We start from the raw sequence: 16,079 nt of genomic DNA on the forward strand, positions 1-16,079 counted from the left end.
CTACGCGAACGCCGGGTGGGCGGTGCGCCGTACGCGGCCCAACCGCCATCGCGGCTACGCGAACGCCGGGTGGGCGGTGCGCCGTACGCGGCCCAACCGCCATCGCGGCTACGCGAACGCCGGGTGGGCGGTGCGCCGTACGCGGCCCACCCGCCATCGCGGCTACGCGAACGCCGGGTGGGCGGTGCGTCGTACGCGGCTTTCCCCCGTGGTGGCTGCGGGGCGTGACGGTTGGGTTCGGCGGGGGCGCACGGGCGCGTTCGGCGGGGCGCAGGGCTGCGTTCGGCAGGGGCGCGTGACCTGCCGGGTCCGCCGTACGTGATGATCCTGAGGGTTCGTCACGACCCACCTCACCGACCACCTCACAGGGGATTCTTCATGCGCTCCGTGCCGTCCGTACCGTTCACCGTCGCCGCCCTCGCCGCGGCCCTGCTCCTGACCGCCTGTGACAGTGGCGGCGCCGGCGAGGGCGACGCAGGAGGGGACGGCGGCGGGAGGACGACCCGCGCGGCGGCCGCCGCGTGCGCGGCCGACGGGATCGCCGTCGAGGTCGGCCCCGCCAACGCCGCCCCCGTCGCCGGGGACACCGGCAACCTGCCCGTGACGCTGACCAACGAGGGCTCCGAGTGCATCCTCGACGGCTTCCCCGTCGTGAAGTTCTCGGCCGGCGGCGAGAAGGTCGCCGTACCGGTCGACGAGGCGGCGAAGGCGCAGAAGCTGACGCTCGCCGAGGGCGCCGCCGCGTCGTTCACCCTCACGTACGTGCGGGGCGAGGAGGGTGCCGCGGGCAGCCTCGCCGTGGAGGCCCTGGAGATCGCGCTGCCGGGTGCGGCGGAGGGCGGCAGCCACCCGTGGTCGTACGGGCCGGTGGCGGGCGGGGAGGCGGCGCCCGAGGCGTCGGTCGGCGCCTTCCAGCAGGCGGGCGACTGAGGGGCCGGCCTCACTCGAGCCGTCGGCGCGCTCTCACCTCCGCCCGGTCGGCCGCGCGGGCGCCCTCCGTCCAACCGGCCGCGTCGGTCACTCCGCGCAGCCGGGTCGTGGTGGTCTCCGGGAACAGCTGCTCCATCCGTCCGGTGACCGCGACCTCGCGGGAGGCGAGTACCGGCAGGAGCTCGTCGGCCGCCTCGCCCCGGGCGGCGGCCTCGGCGGCGGCTTCCTCGGCGGCCTGTTCGGCGGCGGCCTCCAGACGCAGGCCGATGCGGTGGGCGTAGGCGGCGAGGAAGGACTGCCGGAAGGTCCTGGTGCGCTTGCGGCCGCGGGCCCGCTGGGCGGCCTCCGCCTTGGTCATCGCGGTCGTCGCCTGCACCAGGAGCGAGGTGTAGAGCAGTTCGACGGCCTCCAGGTCGGGTGCGAAGCCGACGACGGTGGAGAAGCCGAAGGGTTCGTTCCACACGGCCCGGCAGTGGTTGGCGGAGGCGACCGCGTCCAGCAGCACCGCCTTGGCCTGCTCGTAGGGCGGTTCGACGCCGATCCGGCATGCGGTGGGCTCGTCGGCGGCCGGGGCGTGCGCGGCGAGCAGGGCCTCGTCGATGCTGTGCCGGGCCATCAGCTCCTGCGCCTTGGCGGTGAGCGCCTCGGCCTCGTCCGGGTAGCTCGTCGCCTCGGCCTTGGCGAGCAGGGCGCGGATACGGCCCAGCGCCCTCGACTCGCCCTGTGGCCTGCCGCGGGCGGGCGTGCGGGGCCGCGGCTCGTCCAGGGACTCCAGGGCGGGCAGGCGCGCCAGCAGCCGGTACAGCTCCAGGACGGCGGTGGCGTGGGCGAAGCGGTCGCCCGAGGGCTCCTTTCCGGCCTGCGGGTCCAGCCGGCCGAGTTCGGCGATCTGGGCGGTCCAGCGAGGTCCGCGCGGACGGTCGTCGGACGCCTGGGAGCGGATCAGGGAGGCGGCGAGCCGTACGTGGACGTCGTCGAGGTCGCGCCGCACGATCCGTACGACGTCGGCGGGCTCCCAGCCGCGCCGCCACAGGTCGGCGACGAACCCGCGCCCCCGCGCGGCGAGTTCCGCGTCCGCCGCGGGGTCGGCCGCGAGCAGCGAGGCGCCGGTGTCCAGGGCGACGTGGTCGTCGCCGGGGGCATACAGGGCAGCCTCGAAGGCGCGTTCGACGGTGTTGGTCGTGTCGTCCACCCGGCGATCGTGTCACGGGCGCGTCTCACTCCACGAAATTCGCTCGCCCGCGCGGGGGCCCGCACCGAGCATGGCGCACATGGTGGACCCGCATCTGTACACGGCGTTCCTCGTCGCCGCATTGGCCCTGTGCGTCACTCCGGGGCCCGACATGATGTTCGTCGTGGCCATGGGCGGGAAGGGCGGACCCGTCGCCGGGGTGATGGCGGCGGCCGGGGTCGCCTGTGCCATGTTCGTGCACGCCGTCGCCGCGGCGCTCGGGCTGTCGGCGCTGTTCACGACGTTGCCGGTGCTGTACCAGGTGCTGCGGTGGGCGGGGGCGGCGTATCTGCTGTACCTGGCCTACCGGGCGTTCCGGGAGCCGGCGGCGCCGGTCGCGCGGGACGTCCCGGGCGGGGAGCCGGCGGAAGGCGCCGGGGCGGGGCGGTGGCGGGCCTTCTGGCAGGGCGCGGTGACCAATCTGCTCAACCCGAAGGTGATCGTCTTCAACGTCGCCTTCCTGCCGCAGTTCGTGGACCCGGCGCTGGGCCACGTCCCCGGCCAGTTCATGGTGCTGGGGCTGACCTTCGTGGTGATGGGCTTCGCGGTGGACGGTTCGATCGGCCTGCTCTCCGGCAAGCTGTCCGCGCTGCTGCGCCGGAGCCGGCGCGTGGCACGAGGGTTGAGCGTCTTCACGGGGACGGTGTTCGCAGGGCTGGCCGTCCGCTTGGCGGCGACTCCGAAGTAGGCCGGGAGGGGGCGACGGCGGCGGACCGGATGTGTCAACCGATGGTTGACACCATTGGGGGTGCAACCTACGGTTGACACATGGCGACGAACCCGACCATCACGTCATCCGTCCGTCTCGACGACCTCATCGCGGCCATCAAGAAGGTCCACGACGAGCCCCTCGACCAGCTCCAGGACGCCGTGCTCGCCGGGGAGCACCTGGGCGACGTGGCCGACCACCTGATCGGCCACTTCGTGGACCAGGCCAGGCGTTCCGGCGCGTCCTGGACCGACATCGGCAAGAGCATGGGCGTCACCCGGCAGGCCGCCCAAAAGCGCTTCGTACCGAAGGAGTCCGCCGACCTCGATCCCAACCAGGGCTTCAGCCGTTACACGCCCCGGGCGCGGAACACCGTCATGGCCGCCCACAACGAGGCGGTCGCCGCCCGCACGCCCGAAGGCCGCCCCGAGCACCTGGTCCTCGGCCTGCTGGCCGAGCCGGAGGGCCTGGCCGCCAAGGCGATCACCGCGCAGGGCGTCCCCCTCGACGCCGTACGCCAGGCAGCCGCCTCGGCCCTGCCCCCGGCCGCCGACGACGTACCGGAGCTGATCCCCTACGGCCCCGACGCCAAGAAGGTGCTGGAGCTGACCTTCCGCGAGGCCCTGCGCCTCGGCCACAACTACATCGGCACCGAGCACGTCCTGCTCGCCCTGCTGGAGTTCGAGAACGGCGAGGGCGTGCTGTCCGGGCTCGGCATCACCAAGGCGTCGGTGGAGCAGTACGTCGCGGACGTGCTCGCGCTGATCCAGCAGCAGCCGACGAAGGCGGAGCCGGAGCAGGACTAGCCGGAACAAGGCTGAAGTGCCGCCCCCAGGCCATGGGGGCCATCGCTCCCGGGCCGTCGCGCGGGGCCGTTGTCAGACCCTGGTGCGACACTCACGTTCATGGCCGACAGGTGGGCGCTCGCTCCGGCCGAGGACGGTGGCGTGGACGTCGCCCCCCTCGGTCCGGACGGGCTGCCCGCCGGGCCGGTGGTCCGGGAGGAGGATCTCGCCGAGGCGGTGCGCAGCAGGCCCCGGGTGACGCGGTGGGTGTGGCGGTCCACTGCCGAGGTCTATCCGCGGCTGCTCGCCACGGGGGTGCGAGTGGAGCGGTGCTACGACGTCGAGGACGCCGAGACCCTCCTCCTGGGCCACGAAGGGCGGTACGGCGAGCCACGCTCGGCCGCCGCCGCCCTCGCCCGGCTGCGGGGCGGCCCCGTGCCGCCCGACCCTCCTGCGCGCTCCGCCGAACCGGGCGCGCAGTCACCGCTGTTCGAGCCACAGGGCGCCCGGCTCCCGCTCGACGACCTCCTCGCGGTCTACGCCGAGCAGCTGCGGCGGCACGAGCGGGCCGCCCACCCGGACCGGATGCGGCTGCTGACCGCCGCCGAATCGGCCGGGATGCTGGTGGCCGCCGAGATGAACCACGCGGGCGTCCCCTGGAGCGCGCCCGTGCACCGTGAGGTGCTGCACGACCTGCTGGGCGAGCGGTACGCGGGCGGCGGCGAGCCGCGCCGGCTGGCCGAGCTGGCCGACGAGGTGTCCGCCGCCTTCGGCCGCCGGGTCCGCCCGGATCTGCCCGCCGACGTCGTCAAGGCCTTCGCGCAGGCCGGGATCAAGGTGGGCTCGACCCGCCGCTGGGAGCTGGAGACCGTCGACCACCCGGCGGTGAAACCGCTCATCGAGTACAAGAAGCTGTACCGGATCATGGTCGCCCACGGCTGGTCCTGGCTGCAGGACTGGGTGCGGGACGGGCGGTTCCGGCCCGAGTTCCAGGCGGGCGGCACGGTGACCGGGCGGTGGGTCACCAACGGCGGGGGCGCCCTGCAGATCCCCCAGGTGATCCGGCGCGCCGTCGTCGCCGACCCGGGCTGGCGGCTGGTCGTCGCGGACGCCGACCAGATGGAACCGCGCGTCCTCGCCGCGATCTCCCGCGACCCCGGCCTGATGGAGGTCGCCGGCCGGGAGACCGACCTCTACCAGTCCGTCTCCGACCGCGCCTTCGCCGGCGACCGCGACCAGGCCAAGCTCGCCGTGCTCGGCGCGATCTACGGCCAGACCTCCGGCGACGGGCTGAAGAACCTCGCCGCGCTCAGACGCCGCTTCCCGAAAGCGGTGGAGTACGTCGACGAGGCGGCCCGCGCGGGCGAGGAGGGCAGGCTGGTGCGCACCTGGCTGGGCCGGACCTGCCCGCCGGCCGCCGGGGCGGGCAGAAGCGGCGCGGACGAGGCGGGCCTGCCCCAGGACGACCCGGCCGTCGAGGACCCGGGCGGCGACGGACGCGCCCAGGACTGGGTCCCCGGCTACGCCTCCACCAACGCCCGCGCGCGGGGCCGGTTCGCCCGCAACTTCGTCGTGCAGGGCAGCGCCGCCGACTGGACCCTGCTCCTGCTCGCCGCCCTCCGGCGCGCCTGCGCGGACATGGCGGCCGAGCTGGTCTTCTTCCAGCACGACGAGGTGATCGTGCACTGTCCCGAGGAGGAGGCGCAGACGGTGGTCGCGGCGATCCGGGAGGCGTCGCAGCTGGCCGCGCGACTGACGTTCGGCGAGACGCCGGTGCGGTTTCCGTTCACGGCGGCGGTGGTGAGGTGTTACGCGGACGCGAAGTGAGCGGGCGGGCGTGCGGTGCGGCGGGACCGGACGGCGCCGCCCGCCGAGGCCCCACGGGCGGTGCAGCATGACGCCGGCAGGCAGGTCGTGGCCGCGGCTTGCGTCTCGTAGCTCGAAGGACACGATGCGCCGCGGGGGAGACGCCAGGCCCGGCCCGGAAATCACAACTGAGACCAGAACTGAGACCGAGGACCGACGCGCGGCCCGTGACCGGTGTCGTTGACGCGTCCGGTAGCGCAAAAAACCCCAGGTCAAAGGAATTCGGCCTGGGGTTTCAATGGAGCCGCCTTCGGGATTCGAACCCGAGACCTACGCATTACGAGTGCGTTGCTCTGGCCATCTGAGCTAAGGCGGCGCGCCGGTCGCACCATGGTGCGATCAGCAACGTCGGTAAGTCTACACAGTTTCCGGAGGTGCTTCGTACCGGCCCGCGCCGGTGCTACGAGCAGCGCTTCCCGTCCGTCGGCGGGGTGCCGCGCAGGAGGTAGGCGTTGATCGTGCGGTCGATGCAGTCGCTGCCTCGGCCGTACGCCGTGTGGCCGTCGCCGTCGTAGGTCAGGAGGCGGGCCGAGGAGAGCTGGCGGGACAGGGACTGGGCCCAGCGGTAGGGGGTCGCGGGGTCGCGGGTGGTCCCGACCACGACGATCGGGGCGGCGCCCTTCGCCACGATGCGGTGCGGTTCGCCGGTGTGGCCGACGGGCCAGTACGCGCAGTTCAGGGACGCCCAGGCGAGGCCCTCGCCGAAGACCGGGGACGCCTTCTCGAAGTCGGGCAGGGCCTCGCGGACCTCGTCCGGGGTGTCGAAGGCGGGCGGGAGGTCGAGGCAGTTCACGGCGGCATTGGCGGACATCAGGTTGGAGTACCGGCCCTCGGCGTCCCGCTCGTAGTAGCCGTCGGAGAGGACGAGCAGGCCCGCGCCGTCGCCCTCCTTCATCGCCGCCGTGAGCGCCTCGCGCAGCTGCGGCCAGGCCGCCTCGTCGTACATCGCTGCCATGACACCGGTCGTGGCCAGGGACTCGGTGAGCCGGCGTCCGTCCGCGTCGCCCGTGGGCAGCGGCTTGGCGTCGAGCTTCTCGAAGAAGGCATTGAGGTTGCGCCCGACCTGCTCCGGCTTGGTTCCCTTGCCGCCGAGCGGGCAGCCGTTCTGCGTCACGCAGTTCTCGGCGAACGCCCTGAACGCCGTCTCGAAGCCCGCCGTCTGGTCCAGGGTGAGCCTGCGGGCGGGCAGCGTCGGGTCCATCGCGCCGTCCAGCACCAGCCGCCCCGACCGTTCCGGGAACAGCCCGGCGTACGTCGCTCCCAGGAACGTGCCGTACGACGCCCCGACGTAGTTGAGCCGCTCGTCGCCCAGCGCCGCCCGCAGGAGGTCCATGTCCCGGGCCGCCTCGACCGTCGAGACGTGCCGCAGCAGTTTCGGGGCGTCCTCGCCACAGCCCTCGCCGAACTTCCGGTACTGCTCGATCAGCCCGGCCGTCTCCCGCTCGTCGTCCGGTGTGCCGTCCGTCTGCGTGTACGCGTCCATGGCCGGACCGTCCAGGCACTCGACGGGCTCGCTGCGGGCAACCCCGCGCGGGTCGACGGCGACCATGTCGTAGCGGGCGCGGATCTCGGCCGGGTAGCCGATACCGGCGTACTCCTGGAGGTAGCCGATCGCCGAGCCGCCCGGTCCGCCCGGGTTCACCAGGAGGGAGCCCAGGCGCTCGCCGGGCCCGGTGGCCTTCTTGCGGGCGACCGCGAGGCGGACGTCGCCGTCCTGGCCGGGGCGGTCGTAGTCGAGCGGGGCCAGCAGCGTGGTGCATTCGAAGCCGGGCACCCCGCAGGCGCGCCACTTCAGCTTCTGCTCGTAGTACGGCGCGAGCCCGGACGGCGTCGCCCCGGACAGCGCGACCAGCACGGCGGGATCGCCGGCCGCCGACGTGGAACTCGTCGGACTCCCGGGCGAGCAGGCCGCGGCGCCCAGCATCGCCGCCAGCGCGATCAGCGCGGCTGCGGTGCGCGCGCCTCGACCGGACCTGCGCGCGCTGCGGGACCCGGGAAGGGGACGGTTGGTGTGCATCCCGTGATCGTAACGCTGCGCGATCACTTCGGCGCGCTGCGTCGCGGATGTGCCACGGACGGGCGACGCCGTCAACGCGCGGCGGACCCCTCGCCGCTCAGCCGGCTCTGAGCGCCATCGTCATCGCCTCCACCGCCAGCAGCGGCGTCACATTGCGGTCGAGGGCCTCGCGGCAGGCGGCGACGGCCTCGATCCGGCGCAGGGTGGACTCGGGCGTGCTGCCGCGGGCGATCCGCTCCAGGGCGTCCTCGGCGTCGGCGTTGGCGATCGCGACGCGGGAGCCGAGCTGGAGGGCGAGGACGTCGCGGTAGAAGGCGGTGAGGTCGGACAGGGCGACGTCGAGGCTGTCGCGCTGGGTGCGCGTGCGGCGGCGCTTCTGGTTGTCCTCCAGGTCCTTGATCACGCCCGCCGTGCCGCGCGGCATCCGGCCGCCCTGCGACGCGCCGAGCGCCGCCTTCATGTCCTCGGTCTCCTTGGCGTCCGTCTCGTCGGCGAGCGCCTTGGCGTCAGCCGCCGCGGCGTCGACCAGTTCCTGGGCGGCCTTGAGGCAGCCCCCGACGTCGTCGACGCGCAGGGGCAGCTTCAGCACGGCGGCGCGGCGCGCGCGGGCCTCCGGGTCGGTGGCCAGTCGGCGCGCCCGCTCCACATGCCCCTGCGTGGCGCGGGCCGCCGCCATGGCGACGTCCGGTTCGACGCCCTCGCGCCGGACGAGCATGTCGGCGACGGCGTCCACCGACGGGGTGCTCAGCGTCAGCAGCCGGCACCGGGAGCGGATGGTGGGCAGCACGTCCTCGACCGACGGCGCGCACAGCAGCCACACCGTGCGGGACGCGGGCTCCTCCACGGCCTTGAGGACGGCGTTCGCCGATTTCTCGTTCAGCCGCTCGGCGTCCTCCACCAGGATGACCTGCCAGCGGCCGTTCGCCGGGGCGGTGAACGACTGACGGACCGTGTCCCGCATGTCCTCGGCGCGGATCTGCGCGCCGACCGCGGTGACCGTGGTGACGTCCGCGTGGGTGCCGATCAGGGCCGTGTGGCAGCCGTCGCAGAAGCCGCAGCCCGGCGCGCCGCCGAGCGCGCGGTCGGGGCTGACGCACTGGAGGGCGGCGGCGAAGGCCCGTGCCGCCTGGACGTAGCCGGCGCCGGGCGGGCCGGTGAACAGCCAGGCGTGCGTCATCTTCGACGCCTCGGGCGGCGGGGCGTCGGCGGACGCGGCCGTGACCAGGGCGTCGGCGTCCCGTGCCGCGGCGGCGAGCTGCTCGCCGATCCTCTCCTGCCCGACGAGGTCGTCCCACACGCTCATGGGTCACGCCGCCCTTCCGTCACGTTCGCGGTACGCCGTCCATTGTGCGGGCGACCACTGACAACGCCCGCGACGGTTCAGCTCCTGCGCCCCCGGCCCCACCCGCGGCGCCCCTGGTCTCCGTCGCGCGAACCGTCGCCGGAGCCGTGGTCGTGGCCGTCGGCATGGGCGTCGTCGCGGCTGTCGTCGCGGCTGTCGTCGTGCGGGCCGAGCAGCTCGTCCGCCAGCGTCGGCAGGTCGTCCAGCGGCGTCTCCTCGGCCCAGTCGGACCGCGGCCTGCGCCGGGGCGTCCCGTCCTCGCCGACCTGCGGCAGCTCCCGCGTACGGTCCTCGGCCGCCTCCGCCCGCGATCCCGCCGCGTCCGGCCGCTCGTCCCGGAAGTAGCCGGGCGGGACCCGGTCCACCGGGTCCTGTCCCGGCGCTGCGGGCCGTACGGCCGCCCCGTCGGCCCCCGGCGGGACCTGCGGCAGCACGGCCGTCTCGTCCGCGGCCCCCGGCAAAGGCTGCGGCAGCTCAGTGGTGGCCTCGGCGTCGGCGGCGCCGCGGTCCCGCGGCGCCTCGTCGCGCACCGGACGCAGGACCGCCGTCTCCTCCAGCGGCCCGCCCGTCGCGTTCGTCGGGGTCACCACCGGCGTCGGCACGGTCGCCGCGTCCGTCGGGACGGCGGGCGGCGCCGGAGGGCGCGGGCCCTGCGCCGCTGCCGCCGCTGCCTGCTCGGCCGCCCTGCGCGCCTCCTCGGCCCGCAGCAGCGCCGCCTCGGCCTCACGCTGCTTCGCCAGCCGGCGCTGCTCCTCCTCGGCGCGCCGACGGGCCTCCTCCGCCCGCTGCCGGGCCTCTTCCTCGGCCTGCTTGCGCCGCCGCTCCTCCTCGGCCCGGCGCCGCTCCTCTTCCTCCGCGCGCGCCTTCTCCTCGGCGAGCAGCCGCGCCCGCTCCTCCTCCGCGCGCCTGCGCGCTTCCTCGGCCCGCTGCCTGGCCTCCTCGGCCTGCCGCTCGGCCTCGCGCCGCTGCGCCTCCTCCAGCTCGCGCCGCTTGCGCTCCTCCTCCTCGGCGCGCAGCCGGGCGAGCAGTTCCTGGCGCTCGCGCTCCAGGCGCTCCTCCTCGGCCTTGCGGGCGGCCTCTTCCTCCGCCTTGCGGCGGGCCTCCTCCTCGGCCTTGCGCCGCGCCTCCTCCTGCGCCTTGATCTCGGCCTCGGAGAGCGGCAGCAACTGGTCGAGCCGGGCCCGGATCACGGTGGTGACGGCCTCGGGCTCCTGGCCGGCGTCCACCACCAGGTAGCGCCCGGGGTCGGAGGAGGCCAGCGTGAGGAAACCGGAGCGCACGCGCGCGTGGAACTCGGCGGGCTCGGACTCCAGCCGGTCCGGCGCCTCCGTGAACCGCTCCCGGGCGGTCTCCGGTGCGACGTCCAGCAGCACGGTCAGGTGCGGGACGAGGCCGTGGGTCGCCCACCGGTTGATGCGGGCGATCTCGGTCGGGGACAGGTCCCGGCCGGCCCCCTGGTAGGCCACCGACGAGTCGATGTACCGGTCCGAGATGACGACGGCGCCGCGCTCCAGCGCCGGCCGCACCACGGTGTCGACGTGCTCCGCGCGGTCGGCGGCGTACAGCAGCGCCTCCGCGCGGTGCGAGAGCCCGGCGCTCGACACGTCGAGCAGGATGGAGCGCAGCCGCTTGCCGACGGGCGTGGCCCCGGGCTCGCGGGTGAGCACCACCTCGTGGCCCTTGGCCCGTATCCACTCGGCGAGCGCCTCGGCCTGGGTGGACTTCCCGGCGCCGTCGCCGCCCTCCAGGGCGATGAAGAAGCCGGAGCCCGCGGGCGACTGCACCGGGTCGTCGCCGCCGAGCAGCGCGTCGCGCAGGTCCTGGCGCAGCGGCACCCCGGAACGGTCGTCGAGCTTGGCCAGCACCAGCGCGGCCACCGGAAGCAGCAGCGCGCCGACCAGCATCAGGGTGTACGCCGCTCCGCCGTGCGCGAACACGAACTTGCCGTTCTCCACGCGGTGCGGCCCGATCAGCGCGGCCAGCACGGGCGCGGCCACGACGGCGAGGGCGACGACGGCCCGGACGACGGCGTGCAGATGCTCGGTGGTCCGCGCCCGCCGGTGCTCCTCCGTCTCCTGGTCGAGCAGCGCGTGCCCGGTGTTCGCCGCCGCGCCCGCGCCGACGCCGGCCAGCGCGACGATCAGCAGCACGGTGGCGACGTCCGGGACGAGGCCGGCGGCCAGCAGGGCTACGCCGGTGAAGGCGAGGGCGAGCGCGAGCATCCGCCGCCGTGACAGCGTCACCAGCACCTTCGGCGCCGTACGGACGCCGACGACGACTCCGCCGGTCAGCAGCAGCACCAGCAACCCGTACGTCACCGGGCCGCCGCCGAGGTCGTTGGCGTGCAGCACGGCGACCGCGCCGGCGGCGGCGACCGCGGCGGCGACGGCCGCGCAGGCGAGCACCAGCAGCGGGACGGCGCCGGTTCGGCCCTTGTCGGCGCCGGCGCCCGCCTTGGGTCGGCGCAGCCCTTCGAGCGGGGACCGCGCGCGGGGGGTGCGGGTGGCGGGCACGTCGAGGAAGGTCAGCACGGACAGCGACGCCGCGAACAGCCCGGCCGCGACGTACGAGGCGAGGGCGGCCTGATGCTGGGCGAACCAGTCGACCCCGGCGCCCAGCAGGTTGTTGAACAGCCCGGCGGTGACCAGCGCGGCGCCCGCCAGCGGGACGGCGGCGAAGCCGGTGCGCAGCCACAGGCGGCGCAGTGCGTCCATGTGGTCCGGCAGCGGCCGTACCGTCGCGCCCTCCGGCGGCGGGGCGGGCAGCAGCGCGGGGGCGGCGCTCGCGCGCGACACCGTCCAGAAGCGCTCGGCGACGCCGGTCACGAAGACGGTGGCGAGCAGGGCGACGAGCGCGTTGTCCGGCGTCCAGTCGATCCACAGCGGCGCGACGATCAGCAGCGCGGCACGCAGCCCGTCCGCGCCGACCATGGTCCAGCGCCGGTCCAGCGGGCCGTCCTGGGAAGTGAGCGAGGTGAGCGGGCCGAGCAGGACCGCCCCGAAGAGGAGCGTGGCGAGAATGCGCGCCCCGAGGACGGTCGCCACTACGAACGCCGCGCCCCGGTAGCCGCCGCCGAAGGAGCCCTCCGCGACGGCCGCCTGGAGGACCAGGAGGACCAGCACAAGGAGCGCGAGAACGTCACCGACCCCGCTCACCAGTTGTGCGCTCCACAACCGCTTCAGCTGCGGGCGGCGCAGCAGGGCGCGGACGGCGCGCTCGCGGGAGTCGGCGACCAGGGCGTCGTCGGGGGCCGGCTGATGGGCCGTTGGCTGCTCGGCTCGCGTCATGCTTTCAGCCTATCGGGCCGGACCGGCACTCCGGTGGACCCGCCCGAACGTGTGCACGCCCCGACATCCGTACGATGCCGGGGCGTTCGTTTCGCGAACGCGGGGGTACCTGCGACGGACCGGACATATGGCCGAAACGCCGCGCCCGTGGGGCAGCTGGCGACCATCGGGCCGCCGACCGGCGGACGGGCGAGCCGTCGGCCGACCCGTCGGAGGCGGCCGGCCAGTCCCAACCCGGCCAGTCCGGCCGATCAGCCCCGGGCCGGTCCCGACCCGATCAGCTCCCGGCCGGTCCGGCCCGTCCCGGCCCGCTCAGTCCTCGCCCGCCGCCGACTTCGAAGCCGTCGCCTTCTTCGCGGCGGTCTTCTTCGCGGTCGCGGTCTTGGATGCCGCCGACTTGGCGGTCGTCTTCTTCGCCGTCTTCTTCGCCGCGGTCGTCTTCTTGGCCGCCGTCGTCTTGGCGGCGGCGGTCTTCTTCGCCGGCGCCTTCTTCGCGGGGGCCTTCGCCCGCTTCTCGGCGAGCAGTTCGAATCCGCGCTCCGGGGTGATCGTCTCGACGCTGTCGCCGGAGCGCAGCGTGGCGTTGGTCTCCCCGTCGGTGACGTACGGGCCGAACCGGCCGTCCTTGACCACCACCGGCTTCCCGCTGACCGGGTCCTCGCCCAGTTCCTTCAGCGGCGGCTTGGCGGCCGCGCGGCCACGCTGCTTCGGCTGGGCGTAGATCGCCTGCGCCTCCTCCAGCGTGATCGTGAAGATCTGGTCCTCGGACTGCAGCGAGCGCGAGTCCGTGCCCTTCTTCAGGTACGGCCCGTAGCGGCCGTTCTGCGCGGTGATCTCCTGCCCGTCCGTGTCCGTGCCGACGACGCGCGGCAGCGACATGAGCTTGAGGGCGTCCTCCAGCGTCACCGTGTCCAGCGCCATCGACTTGAACAGCGAGGCCGTGCGCGGCTTGACGGCGTTCTTGCCGGTCTTCGGCGTGCCCTCGGGGAGGATCTCCGTGACGTACGGGCCGTAGCGGCCGTCCTTGGCGACGATGGTGTGGCCGGTGCTCGGGTCGGTGCCCAGCTCGAAGTCGCCGCTCGGCTTGGCGAGCAGCTCCTCCGCCAGCTCGACGGTCAGTTCGTCGGGCGCGAGGTCCTCGGGGATGTCGGCGCGCTGGTGGTTCTCCGCGTCCTTCTCGCCGCGCTCGATGTACGGCCCGTAGCGGCCGACGCGGAGCACGATGCCGTTGCCCACGGGGAACGACGACACCTCGCGGGCGTCGATCGCGCCGAGGTCGGTCACCAGTTCCTTGAGGCCGCCGAGGTGGTCCCCGTCACCGTTGCCGGCGTCGGCCGCGCCGCTGCCGTGGCCGGGGCCCTCGCCGAAGTAGAAGCGCTTCAGCCACGGCACGGCCTGGGCCTCGCCGCGCGCGATGCGGTCGAGGTCGTCCTCCATGCGGGCGGTGAAGTCGTAGTCGACGAGCCGGCCGAAGTGCTTCTCCAGCAGGTTGACCACGGCGAAGGAGAGGAAGGACGGCACGAGGGCCGTGCCCTTCTTGAAGACGTAGCCGCGGTCGAGGATCGTGCCGATGATCGACGCGTACGTCGACGGGCGGCCGATCTCGCGCTCCTCCAGCTCCTTGACCAGCGACGCCTCGGTGTAGCGGGCCGGGGGCTTGGTGGCGTGCCCGTCGACCGTGATCTCCTCGGCGGTCAGGGCGTCGCCCTCGGCGACCTGCGGCAGCCGGCGCTCGCGGTCGTCCAGCTCGGCGTTGGGGTCGTCGGCGCCCTCGACGTAGGCCTTGAGGAAGCCGTGGAAGGTGATGGTCTTGCCGGACGCGCTGAACTCGACGTCGCGGCCGTCGGAGGCGGCGCCGGCGATCTTCACGGTGACGCTGTCGCCGATGGCGTCCTTCATCTGGGAGGCCACGGTCCGCTTCCAGATCAGCTCGTACAGCTTGAACTGGTCGCCGGTCAGACCGGTCTCGGCGGGCGTGCGGAAACGATCACCCGAGGGACGGATCGCCTCGTGCGCCTCCTGCGCGTTCTTGACCTTGCCGGCGTAGGTGCGCGGCTGCGGCGGGAGGTAGTCGGCGCCGTACAGCTGCGTGACCTGGGCGCGGGCGGCGGCGATCGCCGTCTCGCTCAGGGTCGTCGAGTCCGTACGCATGTAGGTGATGTAGCCGTTCTCGTACAGCTTCTGCGCGATCTGCATGGTGGCCTTCGCACCGAAGCCGAGCTTGCGGCTGGCCTCCTGCTGCAGCGTCGTCGTACGGAACGGGGCGTACGGCGAGCGGCGGTACGGCTTCGACTCGACGGAGCGGACGGAGAAGCGGGTGTTCTCCAGGGCGGCGGCCAGCGCGCGGGCGGCGGCCTCGTCGAGGTGCAGGGTGTTGGCGCTCTTGATCTGCCCGAGGGAGTCGAAGTCGCGGCCCTGCGCGACCCGCCTGCCGTCGACCGTCTGCAGGCGTGCGACCAGCGACGACGGGTCGGACGCGTCGCCCGCGCGGCCGGTCCCGAAGGTGCCGGTCAGGTCCCAGTACTCGGCGGAGCGGAAGGCGATGCGCTCGCGTTCCCGCTCGACGACCAGGCGCGTGGCGACGGACTGGACGCGGCCGGCCGACAGGCGCGGCATGACCTTCTTCCACAGGACCGGCGAGACCTCGTAGCCGTAGAGGCGGTCGAGGATGCGGCGGGTCTCCTGGGCGTCGACGAGCTTCTGGTTGAGCTGGCGCGGGTTGGCGACGGCCGCCCGGATCGCGTCCTTGGTGATCTCGTGGAACACCATGCGCTTGACCGGGATCTTCGGCTTGAGGACCTCCTGGAGGTGCCAGGCGATCGCCTCGCCCTCCCGGTCCTCGTCGGTGGCGAGGAAGAGCTCGTCGGAGTCCTTCAGCAGGTCCTTGAGCTTCTTGACCTGCGCCTTCTTGTCGGCGTTGACGACATAGATCGGCTGGAAGTCGTGTTCCACGTCCACACCGAGGCGGCGCACCTCGCCGGTGTACTTCTCCGGCACCTCCGCGGCGCCGTTGGGGAGGTCGCGGATGTGCCCGACGCTCGCTTCGACGACGTAGCCGGGGCCGAGGTAGCCCTTGATCGTCTTCGCCTTGGCAGGCGACTCGACGATGACGAGTCGGCGGCCGCCCTGTGCGGTCTCGCTGGTCGGGGACAACTTCGCTCTTCTCTCCGGTCGACGCTGGGGCCTCCCCAGGCCTTGGTCCCGGGGTCGGGTCATGGTGACGCTGCGGAGTGTGACGGTACATCCCGCCCCCGTGTCAAACGGGAAAAGCCCGCAACGGCCACTCGAACGGTAACCCGACTACCGCCATTCCTGCCGCCCGGAGTGGCCGAGGCCGTTCGGGCGCCGATCCGGAGCGCCACCTCTCAATTAGCCAGGTGAGAGATCCCGAGCGCCTGCCGGACCTGCCGTCAGACCTGCGTCAGGCACCAGGCGCCGACGGCGAGGGAGACGAACGCGACCACGCTCGCGGTGGCCGCCGATGCGACGGGACTCACACCGAGGGCGACGGGCTCACGGCGTCGCACGCGGGTCGCCGTCCAGGCCGCGAGGGCCGCTCCGAACAGGGCGAACGTCAATCCCGCGAAGATCGCCGGTCCGCTCTCCATGGCTCGTCGCGCCCCTTTTCTCCGGTCCGTGCGGATCTGTTTTCCGGAGGTTGACACGCGCGGGCGGCGTCCGGGCGAACCTGACGTGAACGTGCGGGCGACGGGCCTGTGGATCACCGGGCCCCGGCGTCCGGTCCGCCCCGCCGACGGGAGCCGACAGGACGCGGAAGGGCCCGGATCGCCGAGGAAAAAATCATGGTGCGAGACGTTCCCGGCCGCCTTGGCCGGTTTTCGCCCCCGCCCCCGCCTCCTGTCCGGTCACTGTCACCTTGGCTGTGACGGTAACCGGGCCGTGGCGGTCACC

10 protein-coding genes and 1 tRNA gene are annotated in these 16,079 nt (G+C 73.9%); 4 read left to right on the forward strand and 7 right to left on the reverse strand.

The features are described 5' to 3' along the window. Positions 1-387: 387 nt before the first annotated feature. Positions 388-930 carry a DUF4232 domain-containing protein gene (locus ACZ6KF_RS28980; protein WP_356630725.1) on the forward strand — a complete coding sequence of 181 codons (543 nt, stop codon included), beginning with the start codon at positions 388-390 and terminating at the stop codon, positions 928-930. Positions 931-940: 10 nt separating this feature from the next. Here ACZ6KF_RS28980 and ACZ6KF_RS28985 read toward each other — a convergent pair whose 3' ends face one another. Next, the gene (locus ACZ6KF_RS28985; protein ID WP_469159601.1) at positions 941-2,122 is read right to left on the reverse strand and encodes a DUF2786 domain-containing protein; all 1,182 of its coding nucleotides are present in this window, start codon (positions 2,120-2,122) and stop codon (positions 941-943) included. A gap of 79 nt (positions 2,123-2,201) precedes the next feature. Between ACZ6KF_RS28985 and ACZ6KF_RS28990 the strand changes: the two genes are divergently transcribed. The 3 genes from ACZ6KF_RS28990 (at position 2,202) to ACZ6KF_RS29000 (ending at position 5,482) form a co-directional block, all read left to right on the forward strand. Beyond that, on the forward strand, positions 2,202-2,849 hold the full coding sequence (locus ACZ6KF_RS28990; RefSeq protein ID WP_356630703.1) for a LysE family translocator: 648 nt from the start codon (positions 2,202-2,204) through the stop codon (positions 2,847-2,849). An 80-nt stretch (positions 2,850-2,929) separates the two neighbouring features. Then, the gene (locus tag ACZ6KF_RS28995; protein ID WP_469241023.1) at positions 2,930-3,676 is read left to right on the forward strand and encodes a Clp protease N-terminal domain-containing protein; all 747 of its coding nucleotides are present in this window, start codon (positions 2,930-2,932) and stop codon (positions 3,674-3,676) included. A 99-nt stretch (positions 3,677-3,775) separates the two neighbouring features. Further along, positions 3,776-5,482, forward strand: coding sequence for a bifunctional 3'-5' exonuclease/DNA polymerase (locus ACZ6KF_RS29000; RefSeq protein ID WP_469241025.1), 1,707 nt, complete (start codon positions 3,776-3,778; stop codon positions 5,480-5,482). A 278-nt stretch (positions 5,483-5,760) separates the two neighbouring features. On the opposite strand, the gene ACZ6KF_RS29005 is transcribed toward ACZ6KF_RS29000, so the two are convergent. From ACZ6KF_RS29005 to ACZ6KF_RS29030, 6 genes are all read right to left on the reverse strand, one after another. Next, positions 5,761-5,837: transfer RNA gene (locus ACZ6KF_RS29005), tRNA-Thr, on the reverse strand. Between the two features lie 84 nt (positions 5,838-5,921). Continuing rightward, complete coding sequence (locus tag ACZ6KF_RS29010) at positions 5,922-7,538, reverse strand: alpha/beta hydrolase (protein WP_469241027.1); 1,617 nt, start codon at positions 7,536-7,538, stop codon at positions 5,922-5,924. 97 nt (positions 7,539-7,635) lie between these two features. Then, positions 7,636-8,841 (reverse strand): DNA polymerase III subunit delta', encoded by a 1,206-nt coding sequence (locus tag ACZ6KF_RS29015; RefSeq protein WP_469159582.1) that lies wholly within the window; start codon positions 8,839-8,841, stop codon positions 7,636-7,638. 77 nt (positions 8,842-8,918) lie between these two features. Beyond that, positions 8,919-12,167: a dTMP kinase gene (gene tmk, locus ACZ6KF_RS29020; protein WP_469241030.1), complete on the reverse strand. Its 3,249-nt coding sequence runs from the start codon at positions 12,165-12,167 to the stop codon at positions 8,919-8,921. A 312-nt stretch (positions 12,168-12,479) separates the two neighbouring features. Continuing rightward, positions 12,480-15,320, reverse strand: coding sequence for a type I DNA topoisomerase (gene topA / locus ACZ6KF_RS29025; protein ID WP_469241032.1), 2,841 nt, complete (start codon positions 15,318-15,320; stop codon positions 12,480-12,482). Between the two features lie 257 nt (positions 15,321-15,577). Next, positions 15,578-15,775, reverse strand: coding sequence for a hypothetical protein (locus ACZ6KF_RS29030; protein ID WP_356630688.1), 198 nt, complete (start codon positions 15,773-15,775; stop codon positions 15,578-15,580). Positions 15,776-16,079: the final 304 nt, after the last annotated feature.

The sequence above is a fragment of the Streptomyces sp. NPDC046379 genome (genome assembly GCF_055587785.1).